Source organism: Chelativorans alearensis, from assembly GCF_010993735.1.
GTDB lineage: Bacteria > Pseudomonadota > Alphaproteobacteria > Rhizobiales > Rhizobiaceae > Chelativorans > Chelativorans alearense.
This window is the reverse complement of the sequence record NZ_WQNI01000011.1, coordinates 133,245-154,438: the sequence shown is the minus strand read 5'-3', so window position 1 is coordinate 154,438 and position 21,194 is coordinate 133,245. Positions and strand designations below refer to the sequence as shown.

18 protein-coding genes are annotated in these 21,194 nt (G+C 66.8%); 12 read left to right on the top strand and 6 right to left on the bottom strand.

Annotated features, from left to right (window positions below; translation table 11 throughout):
• Positions 1-84 precede the first annotated feature (84 nt).
• The gene (locus GPJ75_RS17925) at positions 85-1,713 is read right to left on the bottom strand and encodes an acyl-CoA dehydrogenase family protein (RefSeq protein WP_163269812.1); all 1,629 of its coding nucleotides are present in this window, start codon (positions 1,711-1,713) and stop codon (positions 85-87) included.
• Between the two features lie 164 nt (positions 1,714-1,877).
• On the opposite strand from GPJ75_RS17925, the gene GPJ75_RS17920 reads away from it, so the two are divergent.
• From GPJ75_RS17920 to dprA, 4 genes are read left to right on the top strand one after another with little or no spacing between them, the layout of a single operon-like run.
• Positions 1,878-2,840 (top strand): aspartate carbamoyltransferase catalytic subunit, encoded by a 963-nt coding sequence (locus GPJ75_RS17920; protein WP_163269810.1) that lies wholly within the window; start codon positions 1,878-1,880, stop codon positions 2,838-2,840.
• Positions 2,837-4,123, top strand: a complete 1,287-nt coding sequence (locus GPJ75_RS17915) for a dihydroorotase (protein WP_163269808.1) — start codon at positions 2,837-2,839, stop codon at positions 4,121-4,123. The genes GPJ75_RS17920 and GPJ75_RS17915 overlap by 4 nt, the downstream gene beginning before the upstream one ends.
• Before the next feature lie 19 nt (positions 4,124-4,142).
• Complete coding sequence (gene plsY, locus GPJ75_RS17910; RefSeq protein WP_163269806.1) at positions 4,143-4,757, top strand: glycerol-3-phosphate 1-O-acyltransferase PlsY; 615 nt, start codon at positions 4,143-4,145, stop codon at positions 4,755-4,757.
• Positions 4,754-5,878, top strand: coding sequence for a DNA-processing protein DprA (dprA, locus tag GPJ75_RS17905; protein ID WP_163269804.1), 1,125 nt, complete (start codon positions 4,754-4,756; stop codon positions 5,876-5,878). The genes plsY and dprA overlap by 4 nt, the downstream gene beginning before the upstream one ends.
• On the opposite strand, the gene GPJ75_RS17900 is transcribed toward dprA, so the two are convergent.
• Positions 5,840-6,070, bottom strand: coding sequence for a hypothetical protein (locus GPJ75_RS17900; protein WP_159586431.1), 231 nt, complete (start codon positions 6,068-6,070; stop codon positions 5,840-5,842). The two genes, dprA and GPJ75_RS17900, sit on opposite strands and share 39 nt — an antisense overlap.
• Before the next feature lie 302 nt (positions 6,071-6,372).
• Here GPJ75_RS17900 and topA point away from each other — a divergent pair, with 302 nt between their 5' ends.
• The 5 genes from topA (at position 6,373) to rpmG (ending at position 12,724) form a co-directional block, all read left to right on the top strand.
• Positions 6,373-8,919 carry a type I DNA topoisomerase gene (gene topA, locus GPJ75_RS17895; RefSeq protein WP_163269802.1) on the top strand — a complete coding sequence of 849 codons (2,547 nt, stop codon included), beginning with the start codon at positions 6,373-6,375 and terminating at the stop codon, positions 8,917-8,919.
• Between the two features lie 4 nt (positions 8,920-8,923).
• On the top strand, positions 8,924-11,230 hold the full coding sequence (rnr, locus tag GPJ75_RS17890; protein ID WP_163269800.1) for a ribonuclease R: 2,307 nt from the start codon (positions 8,924-8,926) through the stop codon (positions 11,228-11,230).
• On the top strand, positions 11,227-11,661 hold the full coding sequence (locus GPJ75_RS17885; RefSeq protein WP_425483169.1) for a DUF983 domain-containing protein: 435 nt from the start codon (positions 11,227-11,229) through the stop codon (positions 11,659-11,661). Before rnr ends, GPJ75_RS17885 begins: the two co-directional genes overlap by 4 nt.
• A gap of 22 nt (positions 11,662-11,683) precedes the next feature.
• A complete protein-coding gene (locus tag GPJ75_RS17880; RefSeq protein ID WP_163269796.1) occupies positions 11,684-12,424 on the top strand; it encodes an NUDIX hydrolase in 741 nt (246 codons plus the stop codon).
• 132 nt (positions 12,425-12,556) lie between these two features.
• Positions 12,557-12,724: a 50S ribosomal protein L33 gene (rpmG, locus tag GPJ75_RS17875; protein WP_163269794.1), complete on the top strand. Its 168-nt coding sequence runs from the start codon at positions 12,557-12,559 to the stop codon at positions 12,722-12,724.
• A gap of 390 nt (positions 12,725-13,114) precedes the next feature.
• Here the strand turns inward: rpmG and GPJ75_RS17870 are convergent, their stop codons facing one another.
• Complete coding sequence (locus GPJ75_RS17870) at positions 13,115-14,488, bottom strand: PleD family two-component system response regulator (protein WP_163269792.1); 1,374 nt, start codon at positions 14,486-14,488, stop codon at positions 13,115-13,117.
• 34 nt (positions 14,489-14,522) lie between these two features.
• Positions 14,523-14,894, bottom strand: a complete 372-nt coding sequence (locus tag GPJ75_RS17865; protein WP_163269790.1) for a response regulator — start codon at positions 14,892-14,894, stop codon at positions 14,523-14,525.
• A gap of 226 nt (positions 14,895-15,120) precedes the next feature.
• Here GPJ75_RS17865 and GPJ75_RS17860 point away from each other — a divergent pair, with 226 nt between their 5' ends.
• Positions 15,121-15,405 (top strand): DUF3572 domain-containing protein, encoded by a 285-nt coding sequence (locus GPJ75_RS17860; protein WP_163269788.1) that lies wholly within the window; start codon positions 15,121-15,123, stop codon positions 15,403-15,405.
• Between the two features lie 86 nt (positions 15,406-15,491).
• On the opposite strand, the gene GPJ75_RS17855 is transcribed toward GPJ75_RS17860, so the two are convergent.
• Complete coding sequence (locus tag GPJ75_RS17855; protein WP_163269786.1) at positions 15,492-16,067, bottom strand: GNAT family N-acetyltransferase; 576 nt, start codon at positions 16,065-16,067, stop codon at positions 15,492-15,494.
• Between the two features lie 75 nt (positions 16,068-16,142).
• Between GPJ75_RS17855 and GPJ75_RS17850 the strand changes: the two genes are divergently transcribed.
• Entirely contained in the window at positions 16,143-17,453 is a 1,311-nt protein-coding gene (locus tag GPJ75_RS17850; RefSeq protein WP_163269784.1) for a DNA polymerase IV, read from the top strand.
• 274 nt (positions 17,454-17,727) lie between these two features.
• Here the strand turns inward: GPJ75_RS17850 and GPJ75_RS17845 are convergent, their stop codons facing one another.
• Positions 17,728-18,540, bottom strand: coding sequence for a hypothetical protein (locus GPJ75_RS17845; RefSeq protein WP_163269782.1), 813 nt, complete (start codon positions 18,538-18,540; stop codon positions 17,728-17,730).
• Between the two features lie 187 nt (positions 18,541-18,727).
• On the opposite strand from GPJ75_RS17845, the gene parC reads away from it, so the two are divergent.
• Positions 18,728-20,983 carry a DNA topoisomerase IV subunit A gene (gene parC, locus GPJ75_RS17840; protein WP_163269780.1) on the top strand — a complete coding sequence of 752 codons (2,256 nt, stop codon included), beginning with the start codon at positions 18,728-18,730 and terminating at the stop codon, positions 20,981-20,983.
• Positions 20,984-21,194: the final 211 nt, after the last annotated feature.

Genomic DNA, 21,194 nt, shown 5'->3' with positions numbered 1-21,194 from the left:
CGACACTGGCTTTCCCGCACGCCGAGCGCAACGCTTACCATTCGTTAGGGTTAATACCGGCAGCACTGAGGCTCTACCGGCGGGCTACCCCGCATCCGGATACAGCATCTCCACGATCGCCGCTGCGTCATGGCGCGCGTCGAGCATGCCGTAGGTGCCGCGCCATTGACCGGCGAGGCGCGTTTCGATGAAAGCGTCGGCCACCCGCCCCGCCCCCAGCCGCCTCAACTCCGCGGCGGCGGCGGCAATTGCCAGCTGCTCGGTCAGGATGCGCGCCGAGCCCTCGTCCGACTGGCATACCCGGATCGCCGCCTTGAGCACCTCCACGGTGCCGCGGCCGGTTTCGCCCAGGTCGCTGTGGATGCCTGCCAGCACCTCGTTGAGGAGGCCGGCATTGCGCGAAAGCACGCGCAGCAGGTCGAGCGCCATGACGTTGCCCGAGCCCTCCCAGATGGCATTGACCGGCGCCTCGCGGTAGTAGCGGGCAAGCGGCGCCTCCTCGACATAGCCGTTGCCGCCGAGGCACTCCATCGCCTCGTAGGTGACGGCGGGCGCGATCTTGCAGACCCAGTATTTCACCACCGGCGTCATCACCCGCGCGAAGGCAGCGTCGGCGCGGTTTGCCGCCGCATCGTCGAAGGAGCGGGCAAGGCGGAAGGAAAGCGCGGTAGCCGCCGCCACGTCGAGCGCGAGATCGGCTAGCACACGCTGCATCAGCGGCTGCCCGATAAGCGTCTTGCCGAAGACCTGGCGGTGGCGCGCGTGGTGCACCGCCTCGGCCAGGGAAGCGCGCATCAGCCCGGCGGAGCCCAGCGCGCAGTCGAGCCGCGTCAGCGTCACCATATCCATGATGGTGCGGATGCCATGCCCCACCTCGCCGACGGGAAAGCCCAGGGCACCCTCGAACTCGACCTCCGAAGAGGCGTTGGAGCGGTTGCCGAGCTTGTCCTTCAGCCGCTGGAAGCGGAAGCCGTTGGCCGACCCGTCTTCGCTGACGCGCGGCAGCAGGAAACAGGAAAGCCCTTCCCTTGCCTGCGCAAGCACCAGAAATGCGTCGCTCATGGGCGCGGACATGAACCATTTGTGCCCGGTGATGCGGAAGAGACCGCCGCCGGCGGGCTCGGCAACGGTGATGTTGGCGCGCACGTCCGTGCCGCCCTGCTTCTCCGTCATGCCCATGCCGAGCGTCACACCCTGCTTCTGGACGGCGGGCCGGTTGGAATGGTCGTATTTGCGGGCAATCACGCGCGGTGCCCAGACGCGGAAGAGGTCCGGGCTGGCCATCAGCGCCGCCAGCGAGGCGCTGGTCATCGTGAGCGGGCAGAGATGGCCGAGCTCGAGCTGCGAGGTAAGATAGAAGCGTGCCGCGCGCGCCTGGTGGCGCTGCCCCTTCTCCGTTTCGTTTTCCTCCCAGATGGAGGAGTGGATGCCGGCGCCCACCGAGCGGCGCATCAGCGCGTGGTAGGCGGGATGGTATTCGACGATATCCGCCCGGCGGCCGTAGCGGTCATGGGTCTTAAGCGTCGGCACCTCCCCATTCGCCAGCCGCGCCAGGTCTTGCGCATCCTGGTTGCGCACGAAGCGTCCCAGCGTCTCCAACTCCTTGCGCACCGGCTCGGAAAAATTCTCGCCGAGCTGAACGAGAAGCGGGTCGGACCGCCACGCATTCGTTCCGCTGATGGGCGGCGGCTGGTTCGTTACCTCGTGATTCACGCAAGATTTCCTTTGCCGTTGCGGCTTTGCGGTTCATTCCGCTTTTTTTGGTGATATGAGCCTAACCCCTTTCCATTTCCATTGAAAATTATCGGGAGAAACGCCCCACAGGCTTTTCTCCAGCTTGCGAGAACCCTAACGCGCGCCTATAGCAACGCCTTGAGATGACAGACGCGCCGGCCTTTCCGCTCTTCCCGCACCGCCACCTGCTTGGCATCAAGGGCCTGTCGCCCGCCGACATCGAGATGCTGCTCGACCGGGCCGACGCCGCGGTCGCCGTTTCGCGCCAGCCGCAGAAGAAGCTCGCCACCCTGCGAGGACGTACGCAGATCAACCTCTTCTACGAGGCCTCGACGCGCACCCAGTCCTCCTTCGAGCTGGCGGGCAAGCGGATGGGCGCCGACGTCATGAACATGTCGGTGGCAAGCTCTTCGACCAAGAAGGGCGAAACCCTGCTCGACACGGCAGCCACGCTCAACGCCATGCGCCCCGACATCCTCGTCATCCGCCATTCGGCGGCGGGGGCGGCCGCGCTCCTGGCACAGAAGGTCGGCTGCTCGGTGGTGAATGCCGGCGACGGGGCGCACGAGCACCCAACCCAGGCGCTTCTCGACGCCCTCACCATCCGCCGCGCCAAAGGCCGGCTCGCCGGCCTTACGGTCGCCATCTGCGGCGACATCGTGCACTCGCGCGTTGCCCGCTCCAACATCGTTCTGCTCAATGCCATGGGCGCGCGGGTGCGCGTCGTCGCTCCCTCCACGCTGCTGCCGGCGGGCGTCGAGCAGATGGGCGTCGAACCCTTCACCACCATGGAGGATGGGCTGAAGGGTGCCGACGTGGTGATGATGCTGAGGCTGCAGCGCGAGCGCATGGCCGGCAGCTTCGTGCCTTCGGTGCGCGAATATTTCCGCTTCTTCGGTCTCGACGCGCAGAAGCTCAAAGCCGCGAAGAAGGATGCGATGGTCATGCATCCGGGACCCATGAACCGCGGCGTCGAGATCGCCTCGGAGGTGGCCGATGGCCCGCAGAGCGTGATCCAGGAGCAGGTGGAGATGGGGGTTGCCGTGCGCATGGCGGTGATGGAAGCCCTGCTCGACCCGCGCCGCAACGCGAGAGGCGGGGCATGAGCGCAACCGTCTTCACCAACGCCCGCATCGTCGACCCCTCGCGCGGGCTGGACGAGACCGGCACGGTGGTCGTCGAAGGCGGTGTCATCCGCGCCGCCGGTGCCGGCGCGTTGAACCAGGGCGCGCCCGAAGGCGCCAAGACGATCGACTGTGCCGGCAAGGCAATCCTTCCCGGCCTCATCGATGCCCGCGTCTTCGTCGGCGAGCCGGGGGCCGAGCACCGCGAAACAATAGCCTCGGCCAGCCAGGCGGCGGCCGCGGGCGGCGTCACCTCATTCATCATGATGCCGGATACGGCTCCGGTCATCGATGACGTGGCACTGGTCGAATTCGTCCTGCGCACGGCGCGCGAGACGGCGCTGGTCAACGTCTTCCCCGCCGCCGCCATCACCAAGGGTCTTACCGGCAGCGACTTGAGCGAGTTCGGCCTTCTGCACGAGGCCGGCGCGGTGGCGCTGACCGAGGGCCGCCGCACCATCGCCAGCGCGCTCGTCATGCGTCGCGCGCTGACCTACGCGCGCGACATGGGCATCGTCGTCTCCCATTCCACGCAGGACCCCTGCCTCGCCTCCTCCGGCGTCATGAACGAGGGCCTTCTGGCAAGCTGGCTGGGGCTGCCCGGCGTTCCGCGCGAGGCCGAGGCCATCCCGCTCACGCGCGACCTGATGCTGGCGGGGCTGACCGGCGGGCGCTACCACGCGGCCGAAATCTCCACCGCCATGTCCGCCGCCGCTATCGGCCGCGCCAAGAACGACGGCCTGCCCGTCACCGCCGGCATCAACATCAACAATCTTTGCCTCAACGAGAACGACGTCGGCGAATACCGCACCTTCTTCCGCCTCTCGCCGCCGCTGCGCGGCGAAGAAGACCGGCTTGCCATGGTCGAGGCGCTGAAGGAGGGAACGGTGGACATCATCGTCTCCTCGCACGACCCGCAGGACGTCGACACGAAGCGCCTGCCTTTCGCCGAGGCGGAGGCCGGCGCCATCGGCCTTGAAACCCTACTTGCCGCGGCTCTTCGGCTCTACCATTCCGGCGACGTGCCCCTTCTGCGCGTCATCGAGGCGCTGTCGACCGCGCCGGCGCGGCTTTTCGGCCTGCCCGGCGGTACCTTGAGGCCCGGCGCGCCGGCCGACCTCGTGCTGGTCGATCTCGACGCCCCGTGGCTGGTGCGCGAGGCGGATATACGCTCGCTGTCGAAAAACACCGCCTTCGAAGGCGCGCGCATGCAGGGCCGGGTCTTGCAGACCATGGTTGCAGGCGGCACAGTGTTTTCAGCATAAGGGGAGCGGGAGAAACAAGATGCCGGATCCGACAGACTGGCAGGCAGCCTTGCCCTACCTGCTCGCCGCGCTTGGCGTCGGCTATCTTCTCGGTTCCATCCCCTTCGGCCTTCTCATCACGCGCATGGCGGGGCTGGGCGACGTGCGCAACATCGGCTCCGGCAACATCGGCGCGACGAACGTGCTGCGCACGGGACGCAAGGGGCTGGCGGCGCTCACCCTGGTTCTCGATGCGCTGAAGGGCACCGCCGCCGTGCTCTTGGCCCGTACCTACGGCCTGGACTATGCGCTCGTCGCCGGCTTCGGCGCCTTCATCGGCCATCTCTTCCCCGTCTGGCTCGGCTTCAAGGGCGGCAAGGGCGTGGCGACGTATCTCGGCGTTCTTGCGGCCCTTGCATGGCAGGGGGCGGCCGTGTTCGCAGTCGCCTGGCTCGCGGTTGCCTTTATCACGCGCTATTCCTCGCTCGCCGCCCTCGTGGCGGCGGTGTGCGTTCCCGTCGGGCTTTACCTCCTCGGGCTTGTCCAGCCGGCCCAGTTGTTCGTCGTCCTCAGCCTGCTGGTCTTCCTGAAGCACCGGGCCAACATCATCCGCCTTGTTCAGGGCCGCGAGTCACGCATCGGGGCAGAGGGTTGAGCGCCAGCGCCGAACGCCGGCTCGACGACCGTCAGCGCCGTGCCTGGCTGCGCCTCATCCGCACGGAAAACGTCGGCCCCACCACCTTCCGCGATCTCATAAACCGCTTCGGCTCGGCCGAGGCTGCCCTTGCCGAACTTCCGGAGCTTGCCCACAAGGGCGGCGCCCAGCGGATCAGGATCCCGTCCGAGGCGGAAATCGACGCGGAGCTGGACGCCGCGCGCCGGATGAATGCCCGTTTCGTCGCCATCGGGGAGGCGCACTATCCACCGCTTTTGGCGCGCGCCGACAATCCGCCGCCACTGATCGCCGCAAAAGGCCGGCTCGACCTTCTGCGCGAGCCGACCATCGCCATCGTCGGCGCCCGCAACGCCTCGCTCGCCGGTGTCAAACTGGCGCAGCGCCTCGCCGTGGAGCTTGGGCGTCAAGGCTACCTTGTCGCCTCCGGTCTGGCGCGCGGCATCGACGCCGCCGCCCACAGGGGCAGCATCGAAACCGGCACGGCGGCGGCGATGGCAGGCGGGCTCGACCGGCCCTATCCGCCGGAGAACGACGCGCTGTTCGCCGAGATCGCCGAGCGCGGCGTGGTGCTTTCGGAAATGCCCTTCGGCTGGACGCCGCGCGCCAGGGATTTTCCGCGCCGCAACCGCATCGTCGCCGGAATGGCCTACGGGCTTGTGGTGGTCGAGGCGGCCGGTCGCTCCGGCTCGCTCATCAGCGCCCGGCTGGCCAACGAGATGGGGCGGCTCGTCTTCGCCATACCCGGCTCGCCGCTCGACCCGCGCGCGGCCGGCACCAACAAGCTGCTCAAGGATGGCGCCATCCTGACGACCGGCGCGGACGACATTCTCGAGGCCATCGCTCCGCTCCTCGGCCAAGTGCCGCCGGAGCGCGAGATGGAGGAGCCGTCGGATTCGCTCTCCGCTCCACCGCCTGGCGACGACGAGCGCGCCCGCGTGTTGGAGGCGCTCGGCCCGACGCCGGTCGGCATCGACGAGATCATCCGTCACACAAGGCTTCACCCGGCACAGGTATCCCTGATTCTGCTGGAGCTCGACCTCGCGGGCCGGCTGGAGCGGCACTCAGGTGGAAGCGTTTCGCTGCTCATGGGTGGCCTGTGAGGCCTCCTCCGACTGGATATGGGGCGGACGCTGGCCGCGGAGGATATCGCTAACCTCCACATAGGCCATCTCGATGAGGTAGGTGAGCATGTCGCAGCCCTCCCCCCTTGCCATCAGCGAAAGCTGACCGAGCATTGCCTGTATGTAATCCAAGGTCTCATTGCGTTGCCGTCCAAACGATATCTCGGCCATCCGGCCATACTCCCCTCGCCTCTTGCCCCTGGTATCGCCCTCCTGTCCGCCCCATCTTCACCGTTGCACAGGTACCGTTCGCTTCCCCGTGGCCCTTTGTCCATGTAAGGAAGCATATATACAAATAAATGAAAAAGCGCCGCACCGCACCCATGGGTTGCACACCCTGCCGACGGCGTGAAATGCGATTGGGGCCTTGACCGCAGAGGAAAGCGCGGCCATGTCACGTGCTGGCCGGGCCTGTGAGGCTTGGAAACGCAATAACGGCACCGTCTTGGTGCCGAACAAGGTAACACCCGTCTATGGATGTCGTCATCGTCGAGTCGCCGGCCAAGGCGAAAACAATCAACAAATACCTGGGTAAGGATTTTAAGGTCCTGGCCTCCTTCGGCCATGTGCGCGACCTGCCCGCCAAGGACGGCTCGGTACGCCCGGACGAGGACTTCGCCATGTCCTGGGCTGTCGACAGCCCGTCCGCGAAGCGCCTCTCCGACATCGCCAAGGCGATGAAGGATGCCGATGGCCTGGTACTTGCCACCGACCCCGACCGCGAGGGCGAAGCGATCTCCTGGCACGTTCTGGAGGTGCTGCGCCAGAAACGGGCGCTCAAGGACAAACCGGTGCGCCGCGTCGTCTTCAACGCCATCACCAAGAAGGCCGTTCTCGACGCCATGGCCGAGCCGCGCGAGGTGGACGCCTCGCTGGTGGACGCCTATCTGGCGCGCCGCGCGCTCGACTACCTCGTCGGCTTCACGCTGTCGCCCGTCTTGTGGCGCAAATTGCCCGGCGCCCGCTCGGCAGGCCGCGTCCAATCCGTCGCGCTCAGGCTCGTCTGCGACCGCGAGGCCGAGATCGAGCGCTTCATCCGCGAAGATTACTGGCAGATCGCCGCCGCTCTCGATACGCCGCGCAAGGACACCTTCGAGGCGCGGCTGACGGTCCTCGACGGTAAGAAGCTGCAGAAACTCGACATCAAGAGCCAGGAGGAGGCCGACGGCATCAAGGCCATGCTGGACGGCGCTTCCTACAAGGTGCTCTCCGTCGAGGCCAAACCGACGCGCCGCAATCCCGGCCCGCCCTTCACCACCTCGACGCTGCAGCAGGCCGCGTCCTCGCAGCTTAGCTTTTCCGCCTCGCGCACCATGCAGGTGGCCCAGCGCCTCTATGAGGGCGTGGATATCGGCGGCGAGACCACCGGCCTCATCACCTATATGCGAACCGACGGCGTGCAGATGGCACCCGAGGCGCTGGACCAGGCGCGTGCCGCCGTCGGCAAGACCTTCGGCGAGCGCTACCTGCCGGAAAAGCCGCGGTTCTACTCCGTGAAGGCCAAGAACGCACAGGAGGCGCACGAGGCCATCCGCCCCACCGACTTCTCGCGCACGCCCGACCAGGTGCGCAAATATGTCGATGCCGACCAGGCGCGCCTCTACGAGATGGTCTGGAAGCGCGCCATCGCCAGCCAGATGCAGGCAGCCGAGATCGAGCGCACGACCGTGGAGATCGAGGCGAAGGGCGATGGCCGCACGGCCGGCCTGCGCGCTGTCGGCTCCGTCGTCCGCTTCGACGGCTTCCTTGCCGCTTATTCCGAAGTCAAGGAAGACGACAAGGAGGACGAGGAGAACCGCCGCCTGCCGCAGATCAATTCCGGCGAGACGCTTGAGCGCAACAAGATCGACGTCACCAAGCACACCACAGAGCCGCCGCCGCGCTATTCGGAAGCTTCCCTCATCAAGAAGATGGAAGAGCTCGGTATCGGTCGACCGTCGACCTACGCCGCCACGCTCAAGACCCTGGAAGACCGCGACTATGTGACGATCGACAAGCGCCGGCTCGTGCCGCAGGCCAAGGGCCGCATCGTCACCGCCTTCCTGGAGAACTTTTTCCGGCGCTACGTCGAATACGACTTCACCGCGGACCTTGAGGAAAAGCTCGACGAGATCTCCGATGGCAGGCTTTCCTGGAAGGAGGTGCTGCGCGATTTCTGGCAGGACTTCTCCCGCGCCGTTGGCGATATCAAGGAATTGCGCGTGACCGACGTGCTCGACGCGCTCAACGAGGAACTGGCCCCGCTGGTCTTCCCGCCGCGCGAGGATGGCGGCGACCCGCGCCTTTGCCCCAAATGCGGCGCCGGCAAATTGTCCCTGAAGCTCGGCCGTTATGGCGCCTTCGTCGGCTGCTCCAACTATCCAGAGTGCGATTTTACGCGCCAGCTCGGCGAGAATGGCGAGAACGGCGGCGCGGAAGCCGGCATGGACGGCAACAAGGTGCTGGGCAACGACCCCTATACGGGCGAAGAGATCACGCTGCGGTCCGGCCGCTTCGGCCCTTACGTGCAGCGTGGCGAAGGCAAGGAGGCCAAGCGCGCGAGCCTGCCCAAGGGCTGGACGCCCGAAAGCCTCGACCACGAGCGCGCCCTGGCGCTGCTTTCGCTGCCGCGCGACGTCGGCCCGCACCCCGAGACCGGCAAGATGATCTCGGCCGGCATCGGCCGCTACGGTCCCTTCCTCCTGCATGAGGGCACCTACGCCAATCTGGAGTCGGTCGAGGAGGTCTTCTCCGTCGGCCTCAACCGTGCCGTCTCGCTCATCGCCGAGAAGAAGGCGAAAGGCAACGGGCGTGCCACGCCGGCAGCCCTCAAGGACCTCGGGGAACATCCCGACGGCGGCGGCATCATCACCGTGCGCGATGGCCGCTACGGGCCCTATGTCAATTTCGGCAAGGTCAACGCCACCCTGCCCAAGGGGAAGGATCCCATGTCCGTCACCAAGGAAGAAGCAGTGGAACTGATTGCCGCCAAGGCAGGCAAGGGCGGCAAGAAACCGGCAGGCCGCAAGGGCCGGAGCTGATCGGTTGGCACGCGGGACCTCACGGCGCGGCAAGACGGCCGCCAAGGTGGAGAGCGATAACGCGCACCTGCCGTCGCGCGAGGAGGTCCTGCGCTTCATCACCGAAAATCCCGACCGCTCGGGAAAACGCGAGATCGCCAAGGCCTTCAACATCAAGGGCGGCGACCGCATCTGGCTGAAGGACATGCTGCGCGGGCTGCACGACGAGGGCCTGGTGAAAAAGCGGCGCAAGAAGATCCTGCGCCCCGGGGCCCTGCCCCACGTGGTCGTGCTCGACATCTTCTCGCGCGACGCCGAAGGCGGCCTGCTCGCCCGCCCAGCCGAGCCCGACGAGGAGCACGAAGGGCCGGCGCCCCTCGTCGCCATCCGCGCCCAGAAGGGCGCCAGGACGGCGGCAGCCGGCATCGGCGACCGGGTGCTAGCCCGCGTCTTTCCCACCGAGGACGAGGCGGGGCCGGCCTATACCGGCCGTGTGATGAAGGTGTTCGAGAAGCGCCGGCGCGCCGTGCTCGGCGTCTTCCGCGAACTCGCCGACGGTTCCCTGCGCATCGAGCCGGTGGAGCGGCGCCAGCCGGAACTTCTGGTGGACGAGGACTTCCGCAAGGGCGCCAAGCACGGCGACCTCGTCGAGGTGGAACCGATCACGCGCGGCCGCTACGGATTGCCGAAGGCCAAGGTGCTGGAGGTGGTGGGTTCGATCGCCACCGAAAAGGCCGTGTCGCTCATCGCCATCCATGCCCACGAAATTCCGCACATCTTCCCCGACAGTGTGCTGGAAGAAGCCGAAGCCGCCGAGCCCGCCACGACCAAGGGCCGCGAGGACTGGCGCAAGCTGCCGCTCGTCACCATCGATCCGGCCGATGCCAAGGACCATGACGACGCCGTTCTGGCCGAACCCGACCCGGACGAGAAGAACCGCGGCGGCGCGGTCGTCACTGTCGCCATCGCCGACGTGGCGCACTATGTGCGGCCGGGCTCCGCCCTCGACCGCGAGGCCTTGAGGCGCGGCAACTCGGTCTATTTCCCCGACCGTGTCGTGCCCATGCTGCCCGAGCGCATCTCCAACGACCTGTGCTCGCTGCGCGAAGGCGAAGCGCGGCCGGCGCTTGCCGTGCGCATGCGCTTTGCGTCCGACGGCCGCAAGATCGGCCACAGCTTCCATCGGGTCATCATGCGCTCCGCCGCCCGTCTCTCCTACCAACAGACGCAGGCGGCGATCGACGGCCAGCCGGACGACAAGACGGGGCCCCTTCTCGATACGGTTCTGCGCCCTCTGTGGGACGCCTACGCCATCCTCAAGCGCGGGCGCTCGGCGCGCGAGCCGCTGGAGCTCGACCTGCCGGAACGCAAGATCCTGCTCAAGCCCGACGGCACCGTCGACCGCGTCATAGTGCCGCCGCGCCTCGATGCGCACAAGCTCATCGAGGAATTCATGATCCAGGCCAACGTGGCGGCCGCGGAGACGCTCGAGGCGGCCCGTCAGTCGCTCGTCTACCGCGTTCACGACGAGCCCTCGCTCGCCAAGCAGGAATCCTTGCGAGAGTTCCTCGCCTCGCTCGGCATGTCGCTGGCGCGCGGCGCGGCATTGCGGCCGGCTCAATTCAACAACATCCTTGCCCGCGTGGAGGGCACCGAGCAGGAGCAACTGGTCAACGAGGTGGTTCTGCGCAGCCAGAGCCAGGCCATCTACACCCCGGAAAACATTGGCCATTTCGGCCTCAATCTGCGCCGCTACGCACATTTCACCTCGCCCATCCGGCGGTATGCCGACCTGATCGTCCACCGGGCGCTTATCGCGGCCAGGGGCTTCGGCGCGGATGGGTTGCGGCCGGAGGACGAGGCGCGCCTGGAGGAGGTTTCAGCCCTCATCTCGGCCACCGAGCGACGCGCCATGGCGGCCGAGCGCGAGACGGTGGACCGGCTGGTGGCCGAGCACCTGGCCCATCGCATCGACGAGGCGTTCTCCGCCCGCATCTCCGGCGTGACCAAGGCCGGCATCTTCGTGCTCCTGCCCGAATATGGCGCCGACGGTTTCATTCCGGTCTCGTCTCTCGGCGATGACTACTATATCTACGACGAGCCACGCCATGCGCTGGTCGGCCAGAAAAGCGGACGGGGATACCAGCTCGGCGACGGCGTCGACGTCCGCCTGGTCGAGGTGGCACCCTTGGCCGGCACCATGCGCTTCGAGATGATCAGCGAGCCCGAGCGCCTTCCCGGCTCCTCGAAGTCGCTGCACAAGGCGAAGCGCGGCACGACAAGGACTGCCAGGCGCGCGGCCCAGCATCCGCCGAAGACCAGGAGACGATGATGGAAGAACGGGTGTTCGGAGCCAAGGAAGCGGCAGCGCCGGCGCGGCCGGTCTACGAGGCGATGCGGCGCGGCTTCTTCGGCAAGTGCCCCCATTGCGGGCGCGGCCGGCTCTTCCGCGCCTTCCTGAAGACGGTTGACGAATGCCCGGCCTGCGGCGAGGAGATCAGCCACCACCGCGCCGACGACCTGCCCGCCTATCTGGTGATCGTCATCGTCGGCCATGTGGTGATCGGCGCCTTCATGGGCGTGCAAGCGATGACGGACTGGCCGACCTGGCTGCATATGGCCATCTGGGCGCCGCTGACGCTGTTGATGTCGCTCGCCCTCATCGGCCCCGTGAAGGGCGCCGTCGTCGGCCTGCAATGGGCGTTGCGCATGCACGGCTTCGGCGGCGAGGACGATATCGTCGAAACCCATCCCGAGCGCTGACATGGCCTCCGGGAGGGCGCGCATGGAGGGGATGACGCGGGCCGAGGTCGACGCCGCCGAATCGCGCGATTTCGCCCTTGGCGGCCGGCCCATGCGGCCGCGCGACGCCGCCACGCTCATCGTCATCGAGCGGCGCGCGGGCGAGCCTTTCGTGCTGATGGGCCGCCGGCACCGCCGTCACGCCTTCATGCCCGGCCGCTTCGTCTTCCCCGGTGGCCGCACGGACCCGACGGACAGCCGCATTCCCGTCGCCCGGCCGCTGCACCCTGACGAAGAGGCCAAGCTGATCGGCCCGGGGGCCCGCGCTACCGCCGCGCGCGCCCGTGCCATCGCGCTCTCGGCCCTTCGCGAGACGTATGAGGAAGCCGGCCTCCTGATCGGGCGCAGGGATGCCTTCTCGACGAAGAGCCGGCACTGGCAGGGTTTTGCCGACCACGGCATAAAGCCCTCGCTCGACGGGTTGCGCTACATCGCCCGCGCCATCACCCCGCCCGGCCGCGTGCGCCGCTTCGACACGCGGTTCCTGGCCGCCTGGCGCGATGAGGTTGCAGTGGAGCTTGCCGACGGCGGGCCGACGGACGAACTGGAGGAGATCGTCTGGCTGCCGATCGGCGAAGCCATGCAGGCCGAGATCCCCGCCATCACCCGCACCGTGCTCGACGACCTTGACAAGCGCCTTGCCGCCGACCCCGGGCTTTCACCGGGCGGCCCGGTGCCCTTCTATTTCATGCGGGCGAACCGGTTCGTGCGCGTGCTGCTGTAGGAACGGCGGCCCTTCCTTCCCTGCGCACTTGACATTCCGGGCATTGTCTTTATGTGTCCGGCGAGTTTTCCGCGCGCCCTGCCGCGACCGTCGACGGGCCGCCATCTTCATCACCAGAAACGGACGAATGCCATGGCCAAGGCCACGACCATCAAGATCAAACTCCAGTCGACGGCAAACACGGGCTACTTCTACGTCGCCAAGAAGAACAGCCGCACGATGACGGAGAAGATGACCAAGCGCAAATACGACCCGGTGGCGCGTAAGCACGTCGAGTTCAAGGAAGCGAAGATCAAGTAGCTTTCGCCACCCTTCATGCATGCAGGCGGCGCCCATTGGGCGCCGTTTTTCATTGTGCAGATTTTGTATGGGAGCATCGGCCCGTGCGAGAGCCGGCCGACAAGCGATTACCCGTATCCGTTGTAGGGGATGGGGGCCGGTCGGCGATCTGGCAGCGGTACGAGGAGGCCACTTACACCAGCGCCGGCCGGCCAACCCCACGGACCCAGGAGATGCGGCGGACCTGAGCATCATGGGGTATCAGAAGGACGTAACAGCCTGTCCCCACGAGCGGCTACGTCCACCATCGGTTGCGACACTCGCGCAACTGCTCAAGAAAATCAACACTTACTTAACCATCGTGATTGATTGATTCTCGTTAGGGTAAACGCGTAACCATACGGGACGGGCTCAGGCTGCCGGCGCGACCACGCGGTTGCGCCCCCGTGTCTTGGCTTCGTAGAGCGCGCGATCGGCCCGCTTCATCAGTGCCTCCACCGTGTCCCCCGGCATCCTCGTTGAGGCGACGCCGAGGCTTGCGGTGACGTCGATCGCGTTATCACCCTCACTGGTCGTGAACGGTCCGCTGGCAATCTCGGCGCGGATACGCTCGGCCACCTTCTCCGCCACGACGAGTTCGGTGTCCGGCATGACGACGACGAACTCCTCGCCGCCGTAGCGGCAAACGAGGTCGATGCCGCGCAGGTTCTTGCGCAACCGCCCGGCAAACGCCTTGAGGATGGCGTCGCCGGCATCGTGCCCAAAGGTGTCGTTGATGGACTTGAAGCGGTCGATGTCGGCCATCATGACGGAAAGCGGACGCTTGCGCGCCGTCGAACGGTCGAACAGGCTCCGCAGATGGCTGTCGAGATAGCGCCGGTTGTGCAGGCCCGTCAGCGGATCGGTGACCGCCATTTCCACCGTCTGCGCAACGCTGGAGCGCAAGCTGTCGTTGTAGCGCTTGCGCCGGATCTGGGTGCGCAGGCGGGCGATCAGTTCCTGGCGCTCGACCGGATGCAGCACGTAATCGTTCACCGCGAGTTCCAGCCCGCGGATGATGCGCTCCTCATCGCCCTCCCCCGCCAGAAGAACGATGGGCACCAGGCGCGTCGTTTCGAGCGCGCGGAGCTGGGAGCAAAGCCGCAACGGGTCGTAGTCGGTAAAGCCGGTGGACACCATGATGCACTCATAGGCACCCTCGACCGCCTGGCGGAGCCCGGCCTGCGGCTCCTCCGCCACGTCGAGGTCGAACGTGCCCTGCAAGAGCCTCTTGATGCGCCGCCCGGTGGCGGCATCGTCATCCAGCAGGAGCACGCTCGGCGTCTCCTCGACATCACCGCTCTTCTTTTCAAGGAGTTGCTCGATGCCGATGTTGCGCGTCGTGGCGGCGCGCAGGCGCAATTCGTCCGTCAGCGCCTTCAGCCGGACCAGGCTTTTCACCCTTGTGAGAAGCTGCAGGTCTTTCGCCGGTTTGGTAAGAAAATCGTCGGCACCGGCCTCAAGCCCGCGGACGCGGTCGGCCGGCTGGCCGAGCGCGGTGACCATGATAACGGGAATGTGCGTGGTCGCCGGATCGGACTTCAGCCGGCGGCAGACCTCGAAGCCGTCCATACCCGGCATCATGACATCGAGCAACACCACGTCGACCTTGCTGCACTCGCAGATCTCGATGGCGTCCTGCCCGGAGCGCGCTGTCACCACCTCGTAGTACTCGGCCAGAAGCCGCGCTTCGAGCAGGCGCAGATTTGCGGCGATGTCGTCGACGACGAGGATGCGGGCTGTCACGGCCGCCTCCGAATATACTCTTCCACCACACTCATCACGCGTCACCGAGGTAGGATTTGATGGTGTCGATAAAGTTGGTCACCGAGATCGGCTTCGAGATATAGGCCTCGCAGCCGCCCTGGCGGATGCGCTCCTCATCCCCCTTCATGGCAAAGGCCGTGACGGCGATGACGGGAATGGAGTGCAGCTCGTCGTCCTCCTTCAGCCATTTGGTGACTTCCAGGCCGGAGACTTCGGGAAGCTGAATGTCCATGAGAATGAGGTCGGGGCGGTGGTCGCGCGCCAGCTCCAGCGCCTGCAGGCCGTTGCGCGTGCGCACGGTCTCGTAGCCGCTTGCTTCAATGAGGTCGCGGAAGAGCTTCATGTTGAGCTCGTTGTCCTCGACGATCATCACCTTTTTCGGCATTGGGCCCCCATACCGTTGCATGCCCCTTCCCGCCAAGGCGGGTACGGGCGCTTTTGCCGGTGTCCCCAACCGCTTTATGGCATGATTTGCTTTACGAAAAGAAAAAGTATCCTTTCCGAATTGATCGGTTCAAGCGGGAACGCCCGCTTTTGCCGCCGCTTGCGCCGGTCCGTCTTTGTCATTATCGCATCGGCGAACCTTTCAAGAAGATCGAGGACGCGCTCCCATGCACCAGGAACAGGCCGAAGCGATCGCCATTCAGGCGCTCTCCTTCATCGCTTCCGATTCGGAGCTTCTGCCACGCTTCCTGGCGCTGACGGGCATCGAGGCCGGGCAGATCCGGCAAGCGGCGAACGAGCCGGGCTTCCTCGCCGGGGTGCTGCAATTCGTGCTCGCGCATGAGCCCACGCTCCTCGCCTTCAGCGAGCAAAGCGGCGTCCCGCCGCAGGACGTGGCGGCCGCGCACAGGCAACTTCCCCTCGGCGACGGAGACTGGGACATCCAGCCCTGACTGCGGTCTAACTCTTTGTCTTGTCGCAATTCCGGACGGAAAACCGGTCCCCACTTTTCCTGGAATTGCTCTGGCAACGGCCGCGCTCATAGCGCAAGCCGCATCAGGGGCCGGCCTATCTTGCGCTCGATCACCTCGCCGAAACCAGCCTTGTCGAAAACGCGGCGCGAGCCGACGAAAAGGCCGATGGAGCGCGAATCCCTGGATTGCGTCATCGGGCAGGCTTCGAGAACGCGCGCGCCTTGCGCGCGGGCGAAACCGATGCCGGCGCGCACCAGCGCATGGGTGTGCCCGCGTCCGCGAGCGCTCGTGCGGATGAAGAAGCAGGAGATGGCCCATACGGCCGGGTCGCCCGCCGGCGCGTCGTCCACAGGCGCGGAGACGCGGCCGCGGTTGTTCCACTCCGGCACGTCGAGGCGCGGGCCGATCTGCATCCAGCCGTCCGCCCTCTCGCCATCGAAAAGCAAAAGCCCCGGCGGCGGCCCCGCCTCCACCCGCTCACGGATATGGTCCTTGTTGCGCTGGCGGTCGTTTTCCCGCCGCACCGCCGGCGGCAGGCGGAAATGGGTGCACCAGCAGCCGTAGCAGGCACCATGCTTGCCGAACAAATCCTCGAAAGCCGGCCAAAGCTCCGGCGTTAACGGGACGATGGAAACCGTCACGCTCCCTCTCCTCTGCTTGTGCTGGCGTGCGCGTTGCTCTATTATTCTGTTCCCTTTATGTTCTCATAAGCTGCCATGGCTGTCAACGCTCCCGTGCACGGCATTTGCCGCGACTGCCTCTCCCGTGCCGGTTCGGGGGAACGCCGCTGTGGGGCGTGCGGCAGCCCGCGCGTGCTCCGTCATGAGGAACTCGGCGCCCTTCCGCTCGCCCATATCGACTGCGACGCCTTCTACGCGGCGGTGGAAAAGCGCGACAACCCGGCCCTGCGCGACAAGCCGGTGATCATCGGCGGGGGCAAGCGCGGCGTCGTCTCCACCTGCTGCTACATCGCCCGCATCAACGGCGTGCGCTCGGCGATGCCCATGTTCAAGGCGCTGGAGGCCTGCCCCGAGGCCATCGTCATCAAGCCGGACATGGAGAAATACGCGCGTGTCGGGCGCCAGGTGCGGGAGATGATGCTGGCGCTGACCCCGCTGGTGGAGCCTCTGTCCATCGACGAGGCGTTCCTTGACCTTTCCGGCACGGAGCGGCTGCACGGGGCGGAGCCGGCCTTCGTGCTTGCCCGCTTCGCAAGGCAGGTCGAAGACGAGATCGGGATCACCGTCTCGGTCGGCCTTTCCTACTGCAAGTTTCTCGCCAAGGTGGCCTCCGATATGAACAAGCCGCGCGGCTTCTCCGTCATCGGCCGCGCCGAGGCGCTTTCCTTTCTGGCTGCGCAGCCGGTGACGATCATCTGGGGCGTCGGCAAGGCCTTCGCGGCGACGCTGGCGAATGACGGCATCCGCACCATCGACCAGTTGCAGCGCATGGAGCGCGCCGACCTCATGCGCCGTTACGGCACGATGGGCGACCGGCTCTACCGGCTGTCGCGCGGCATGGACACGCGCACGGTGGAGCCGCGGGGCGAAGCCAAGAGCGTGTCGTCGGAGACCACATTCGACAAGGACATCGCCGCCTTCGAGGAGCTGGTGCCGGTGCTGAGGGCTTTGTCGGAGCGTGTCTCGGCGCGGCTGAAGAAGGCAGAGATCGCCGGGCGCACAGTCGTCCTGAAGCTGAAGACCGCGGACTTCCGCACCCGCACGCGCAACCGGCAACTGGGCGACCCGACGCGGCTTGCCGACCGCATCTTCCACACCGGCCTCGACATGCTGAAGCGCGAGGCGGACGGCACCCGCTTCCGCCTTATCGGCATCGGCGTCGCCGACCTGACCAATGCTGCCAAGGCCGACCCGCCCGACCTCGTCGACCACCTGTCGCACAAGCGGGCGCTCGCCGAAGGGGCGATCGACAGCCTGCGGGAGAAATACGGGCGCGAGGCGGTGGAGACGGGCTATACGTTCGGCCGGGCGAAAAGGGCGCGGCCGCAGCGGGATGGGGGCGAGTAGCGCGGGGAACGGCGAAGCCTGCAAAAATGCCCATATGCGACTGCCCGGCAGGGCATGGCGATTGCTCCTCTCTGCGCTTCCAGGAAAGTGAGGGCGCGTTTCTGCCCTCCGCTATGGCTCCGGGCGTTCGTCGTTGGAAAAGCGTTCGCAAGCTCACCATTGGCTTTTCCTGGCCTTCGGCCAGCACTCCTCACTACCACGCCCGGTTTTTCACGCCGTCTGGCCTCTAAGCTCGTCGAAATGCTCCGCCGAAAGCCGGTCCGCGGCCCACGCGTCACGACGTGTCGGGGCGCGCAAGCGCGTCCACGGCCAGCGAATGGGCGTGCGCCAGGATCTCGTCCACCTCGCGGATATTGCGGGGGCGGTGGGCAAACGGGTCGAAGCGGGACAGCCGGCCGCCGGGCGGGCGGCCGCCGCGCAGCGGTGCGGTGCGGCGCACAAGCCCCAGATCGCGGCGCGCCTTCCAGCGGGCAAAGCGCATGGCCTGCCCCGGCAGATCGTCAAGGGCAGCGGCGAGTGCCGCCAGCCGCTGGCCAAGACGCGCGGCGCTGACGGGATCGTCGCGGGAGGGCGGCCGCGGGAGGGCAGACGGCTCGATGACGCCCGGAAACAGGATGCGCGGGACGGCGTGCGCCGGCCCATGGCGGCGGTCCTGCGTCGGGGTATGCGGCAGCGGGTCGAAGAGCGGCAGGCTCACGCTTCGCGGACGGGCGGGAGCGGCGGCGCGCCTGGCTCCCGCCCTCGCTCTGCGCGCTGCGGCGGCCAGGTCGGCGGGCGAGGCCATCACGGCGATGCCGAGGCTGCGCAGGAGCGGCGCCGGGCTCACGGGCCTCTGTTTGCGCGGGGGCGGCAGACAGACGGTGAGACCGCGCGCGGCGGCGATGATCAGCCGCCGCGCGGCGGCCTCAGCCGGGCGCAGCAGGCTGAGGATGGCACGCCAGAGATGGCGGGGCAGGGTCTTTCGCGGCTCGCCCTCGGCCCGCGCCTCGGGATCAGCACCCACGACGAGCCCGGCCATGGCCACGAGCGATGCGACGATGCGCTTCAGCGCCACGCGATCTTGCTCGATTGCCGCACTCCCGTCCATGGCCTTCTCCTTTCTTCAGGCGGGATTATCGCACGGGTCGGGAGGGGCGTGAATGGGGATAGGAAAACATTCCTGACAGATGCTGACAGGGGTGCCGTACACGCCGGGCTTGAGTTTTCAAGCGATCCCTTGCGTCACAACCGCCTTCCCACTTGCCGCGAATCGTCTGCTGGTCTAACCGGAAGCCATGGGAAAAGAGCTTCTTCCGCCCGGCGGGGGCGATGATTCGGCGGCTCCCGTCGACCTGAGAAAGGCGCTCGAAGAGCGCTACCTGGCCTATGCGCTGTCGACCATCATGCACCGGGCGCTGCCCGACGTGCGCGATGGGCTGAAACCCGTGCACCGGCGCATCATGCACACGATGCGGCTCTTGCGGCTGAGCCCCGACCAGGGTTTCGCCAAATGCGCCCGCATCGTCGGCGACGTGATGGGCAAGTTCCACCCGCACGGCGACCAGTCGATCTACGATGCGCTGGTGCGGCTGGCGCAGCCCTTCGCCATGCGCTACCCGCTGGTCGACGGGCAGGGCAATTTCGGCAACATCGACGGCGATAACGCCGCCGCCATGCGCTACACCGAAGCGCGCATGACGGAGGTGGCGGCGGAGCTTCTGACGGGCATCACCGAGGATGCCGTCGACTTCCGCCTCACCTACAACGAGGAGGACGAGGAGCCGATCGTCCTTCCCGGCGCCTTCCCGAACCTTCTGTGCAACGGCTCGTCCGGCATCGCCGTCGGCATGGCCACCTCCATTCCGCCGCATAACGCGGCCGAGGTGTGCGACGCGGCCCTTGCCCTGATCGACGATCCGGAAACGCCGGTCGAGCGCCTGCTCGGCTTCGTCAAGGGACCGGATTTCCCGACCGGCGGCATCATCGTCGAGGGGGCGGCCGCCATCCGCGAGGCCTATGAGACCGGCCGCGGCGGCTTTCGCGTGCGCTCGCGCTGGGAGAAGGAAGACCAGGGCCGTGGCACGTGGAACGCCGTCGTCACCGAGATTCCCTACGGGGTGCAGAAGTCGCGGCTAATCGAGAAGATCGCCGAACTCGTCATCGCCCGCAAGCTGCCGCTTCTGGAAGACGTGCGCGACGAGAGCACGGAGGACGTGCGCATCGTGCTGGTGCCGAAGAGCCGCTCCGTCGAACCTGAATTGCTGATGGAATCGCTCTTCCGGCTCACCGACCTCGAGACGCGCTTCCCCTTGAACATGAACGTGCTTTCGCGCGGCAAGGTGCCGGGCGTCCTGTCGCTGAAACAGGTTCTGCGCGAATGGCTCGACCATCGCCGCGAGGTGCTCCTGCGCCGCTCGCGCCATCGGCTGGCGGAAATCGAGCGGCGGCTGGAGATCCTCGGCGGCTATCTGGTCGCCTATCTCAACATCGACGAGGTGATCCGCATCATCCGCGAGGAGGATGAGCCGAAGCCCGTCATGATCGCCCGTTTCGAACTGACGGACACCCAGGCCGAAGCCATCCTCAACATGCGGCTTCGGGCGTTGCGCAAGCTCGAGGAGTTCGAGATTCGCAAGGAGTTCGACAAGCTTTCTGAGGAGAAGACGCAGATCGAAGGGCTGCTCGGCTCCACGGCCAACCAGTGGAAGACGGTGCGCTGGGAGGTGGCGAAGGTGCGCGAGACCTTCGACCCGGAGAAGAACCCGGCGCTGGGCCGCCGCCGCACCACCTTCGGCGAGGCGCCTACGCACGACCTTGAGGATGTGCAGCAGGCGATGATCGAGCGTGAGCCGGTCACCATCGTCCTTTCGGAGAAGGGCTGGCTGCGCGCCATGAAGGGGCACTTGTCCGACCTCTCCTCGCTCGCCTTCAAGGAGGGGGACTCGCTCAAGCTCACCTTCCACGCCCAGACGACGGACAAGATCCTGCTGTTCACCACCGGCGGCAAATTCTACACGCTCGGCGCCGACCGGCTGCCCGGCGGCCGCGGCCATGGCGAGCCCGTGCGCATCATGGTCGACATGGAGAACGACCAGGCGGTCGTCACCGCCTTTGCGCACGATCCCGAGCGGCGGCTGCTCCTGGCCTCCCACGCCGGCAACGGCTTTATCGTGGCGGAGAAGGACGTCGTTGCCAACACCCGCAAGGGCCGGCAGGTGATGAACGTCAAGGCGCCGGACGAGGCGAAGCTGTGCATTCCGGTCACCGGCGACCATGTGGCCATCGTCGGCATGAACAGGAAGCTTCTCGTCTTTCCCCTGTCGGAGGTGCCGGAGATGGCGCGCGGCAAGGGCGTGCGCCTGCAGCGCTACAAGGACGGCGGCGTGTCGGACCTGAAGACCTTCGCTATTGAAGAGGGGCTTTCCTGGCAGGATTCGGCCGACCGCACCTTCAGCCGCAGCCAGGAGGAGCTCGCCGAGTGGCTCGGCAACCGCGCGGCGGCGGGGCGCATGGCGCCGAAGGGCTTTCCGAGGACGGGGAAGTTCGGGTAGGCGCCTTTCGCTCCCTTGCTGGGAGGGCTATCGCATATGGACCGATTCTTTGTTCGGCTTCGCCGGACCCCCACCCTCAATCCCTCCCCTCAAGGGGGAGGGAGGCAGGCCGAGCCCTCCATCGTCCCCCTCCCCCTCCCCCTTGAGGGGAGGGGTGAGGGGTGGGGGTACCATCAGGGACTCAAAATCCATATGCGACAGCCCTACCGCC

Excerpts from the sequence above, each read along its gene's own strand:
- GPJ75_RS17885 (WP_425483169.1), top strand. The coding sequence starts at position 11,227 with ATGATGGAAGAACGGGTGTTCGGAGCCAAGGAAGCGGCAGCGCCGGCG.
- parC (WP_163269780.1), top strand. The coding sequence starts at position 18,728 with ATGGGAAAAGAGCTTCTTCCGCCCGGCGGGGGCGATGATTCGGCGGCT.
- GPJ75_RS17880 (WP_163269796.1), top strand. The coding sequence starts at position 11,684 with ATGGAGGGGATGACGCGGGCCGAGGTCGACGCCGCCGAATCGCGCGAT.
- GPJ75_RS17845 (WP_163269782.1), bottom strand. The coding sequence starts at position 18,540 with ATGGACGGGAGTGCGGCAATCGAGCAAGATCGCGTGGCGCTGAAGCGC.
- GPJ75_RS17850 (WP_163269784.1), top strand. The coding sequence starts at position 16,143 with ATGGCTGTCAACGCTCCCGTGCACGGCATTTGCCGCGACTGCCTCTCC.
- GPJ75_RS17915 (WP_163269808.1), top strand. The coding sequence starts at position 2,837 with ATGAGCGCAACCGTCTTCACCAACGCCCGCATCGTCGACCCCTCGCGC.
- GPJ75_RS17865 (WP_163269790.1), bottom strand. The coding sequence starts at position 14,894 with ATGCCGAAAAAGGTGATGATCGTCGAGGACAACGAGCTCAACATGAAG.
- topA (WP_163269802.1), top strand. The coding sequence starts at position 6,373 with ATGGATGTCGTCATCGTCGAGTCGCCGGCCAAGGCGAAAACAATCAAC.
- GPJ75_RS17860 (WP_163269788.1), top strand. The coding sequence starts at position 15,121 with ATGCACCAGGAACAGGCCGAAGCGATCGCCATTCAGGCGCTCTCCTTC.
- rpmG (WP_163269794.1), top strand. The coding sequence starts at position 12,557 with ATGGCCAAGGCCACGACCATCAAGATCAAACTCCAGTCGACGGCAAAC.
- GPJ75_RS17900 (WP_159586431.1), bottom strand. The coding sequence starts at position 6,070 with ATGGCCGAGATATCGTTTGGACGGCAACGCAATGAGACCTTGGATTAC.
- GPJ75_RS17920 (WP_163269810.1), top strand. The coding sequence starts at position 1,878 with ATGACAGACGCGCCGGCCTTTCCGCTCTTCCCGCACCGCCACCTGCTT.
- plsY (WP_163269806.1), top strand. The coding sequence starts at position 4,143 with ATGCCGGATCCGACAGACTGGCAGGCAGCCTTGCCCTACCTGCTCGCC.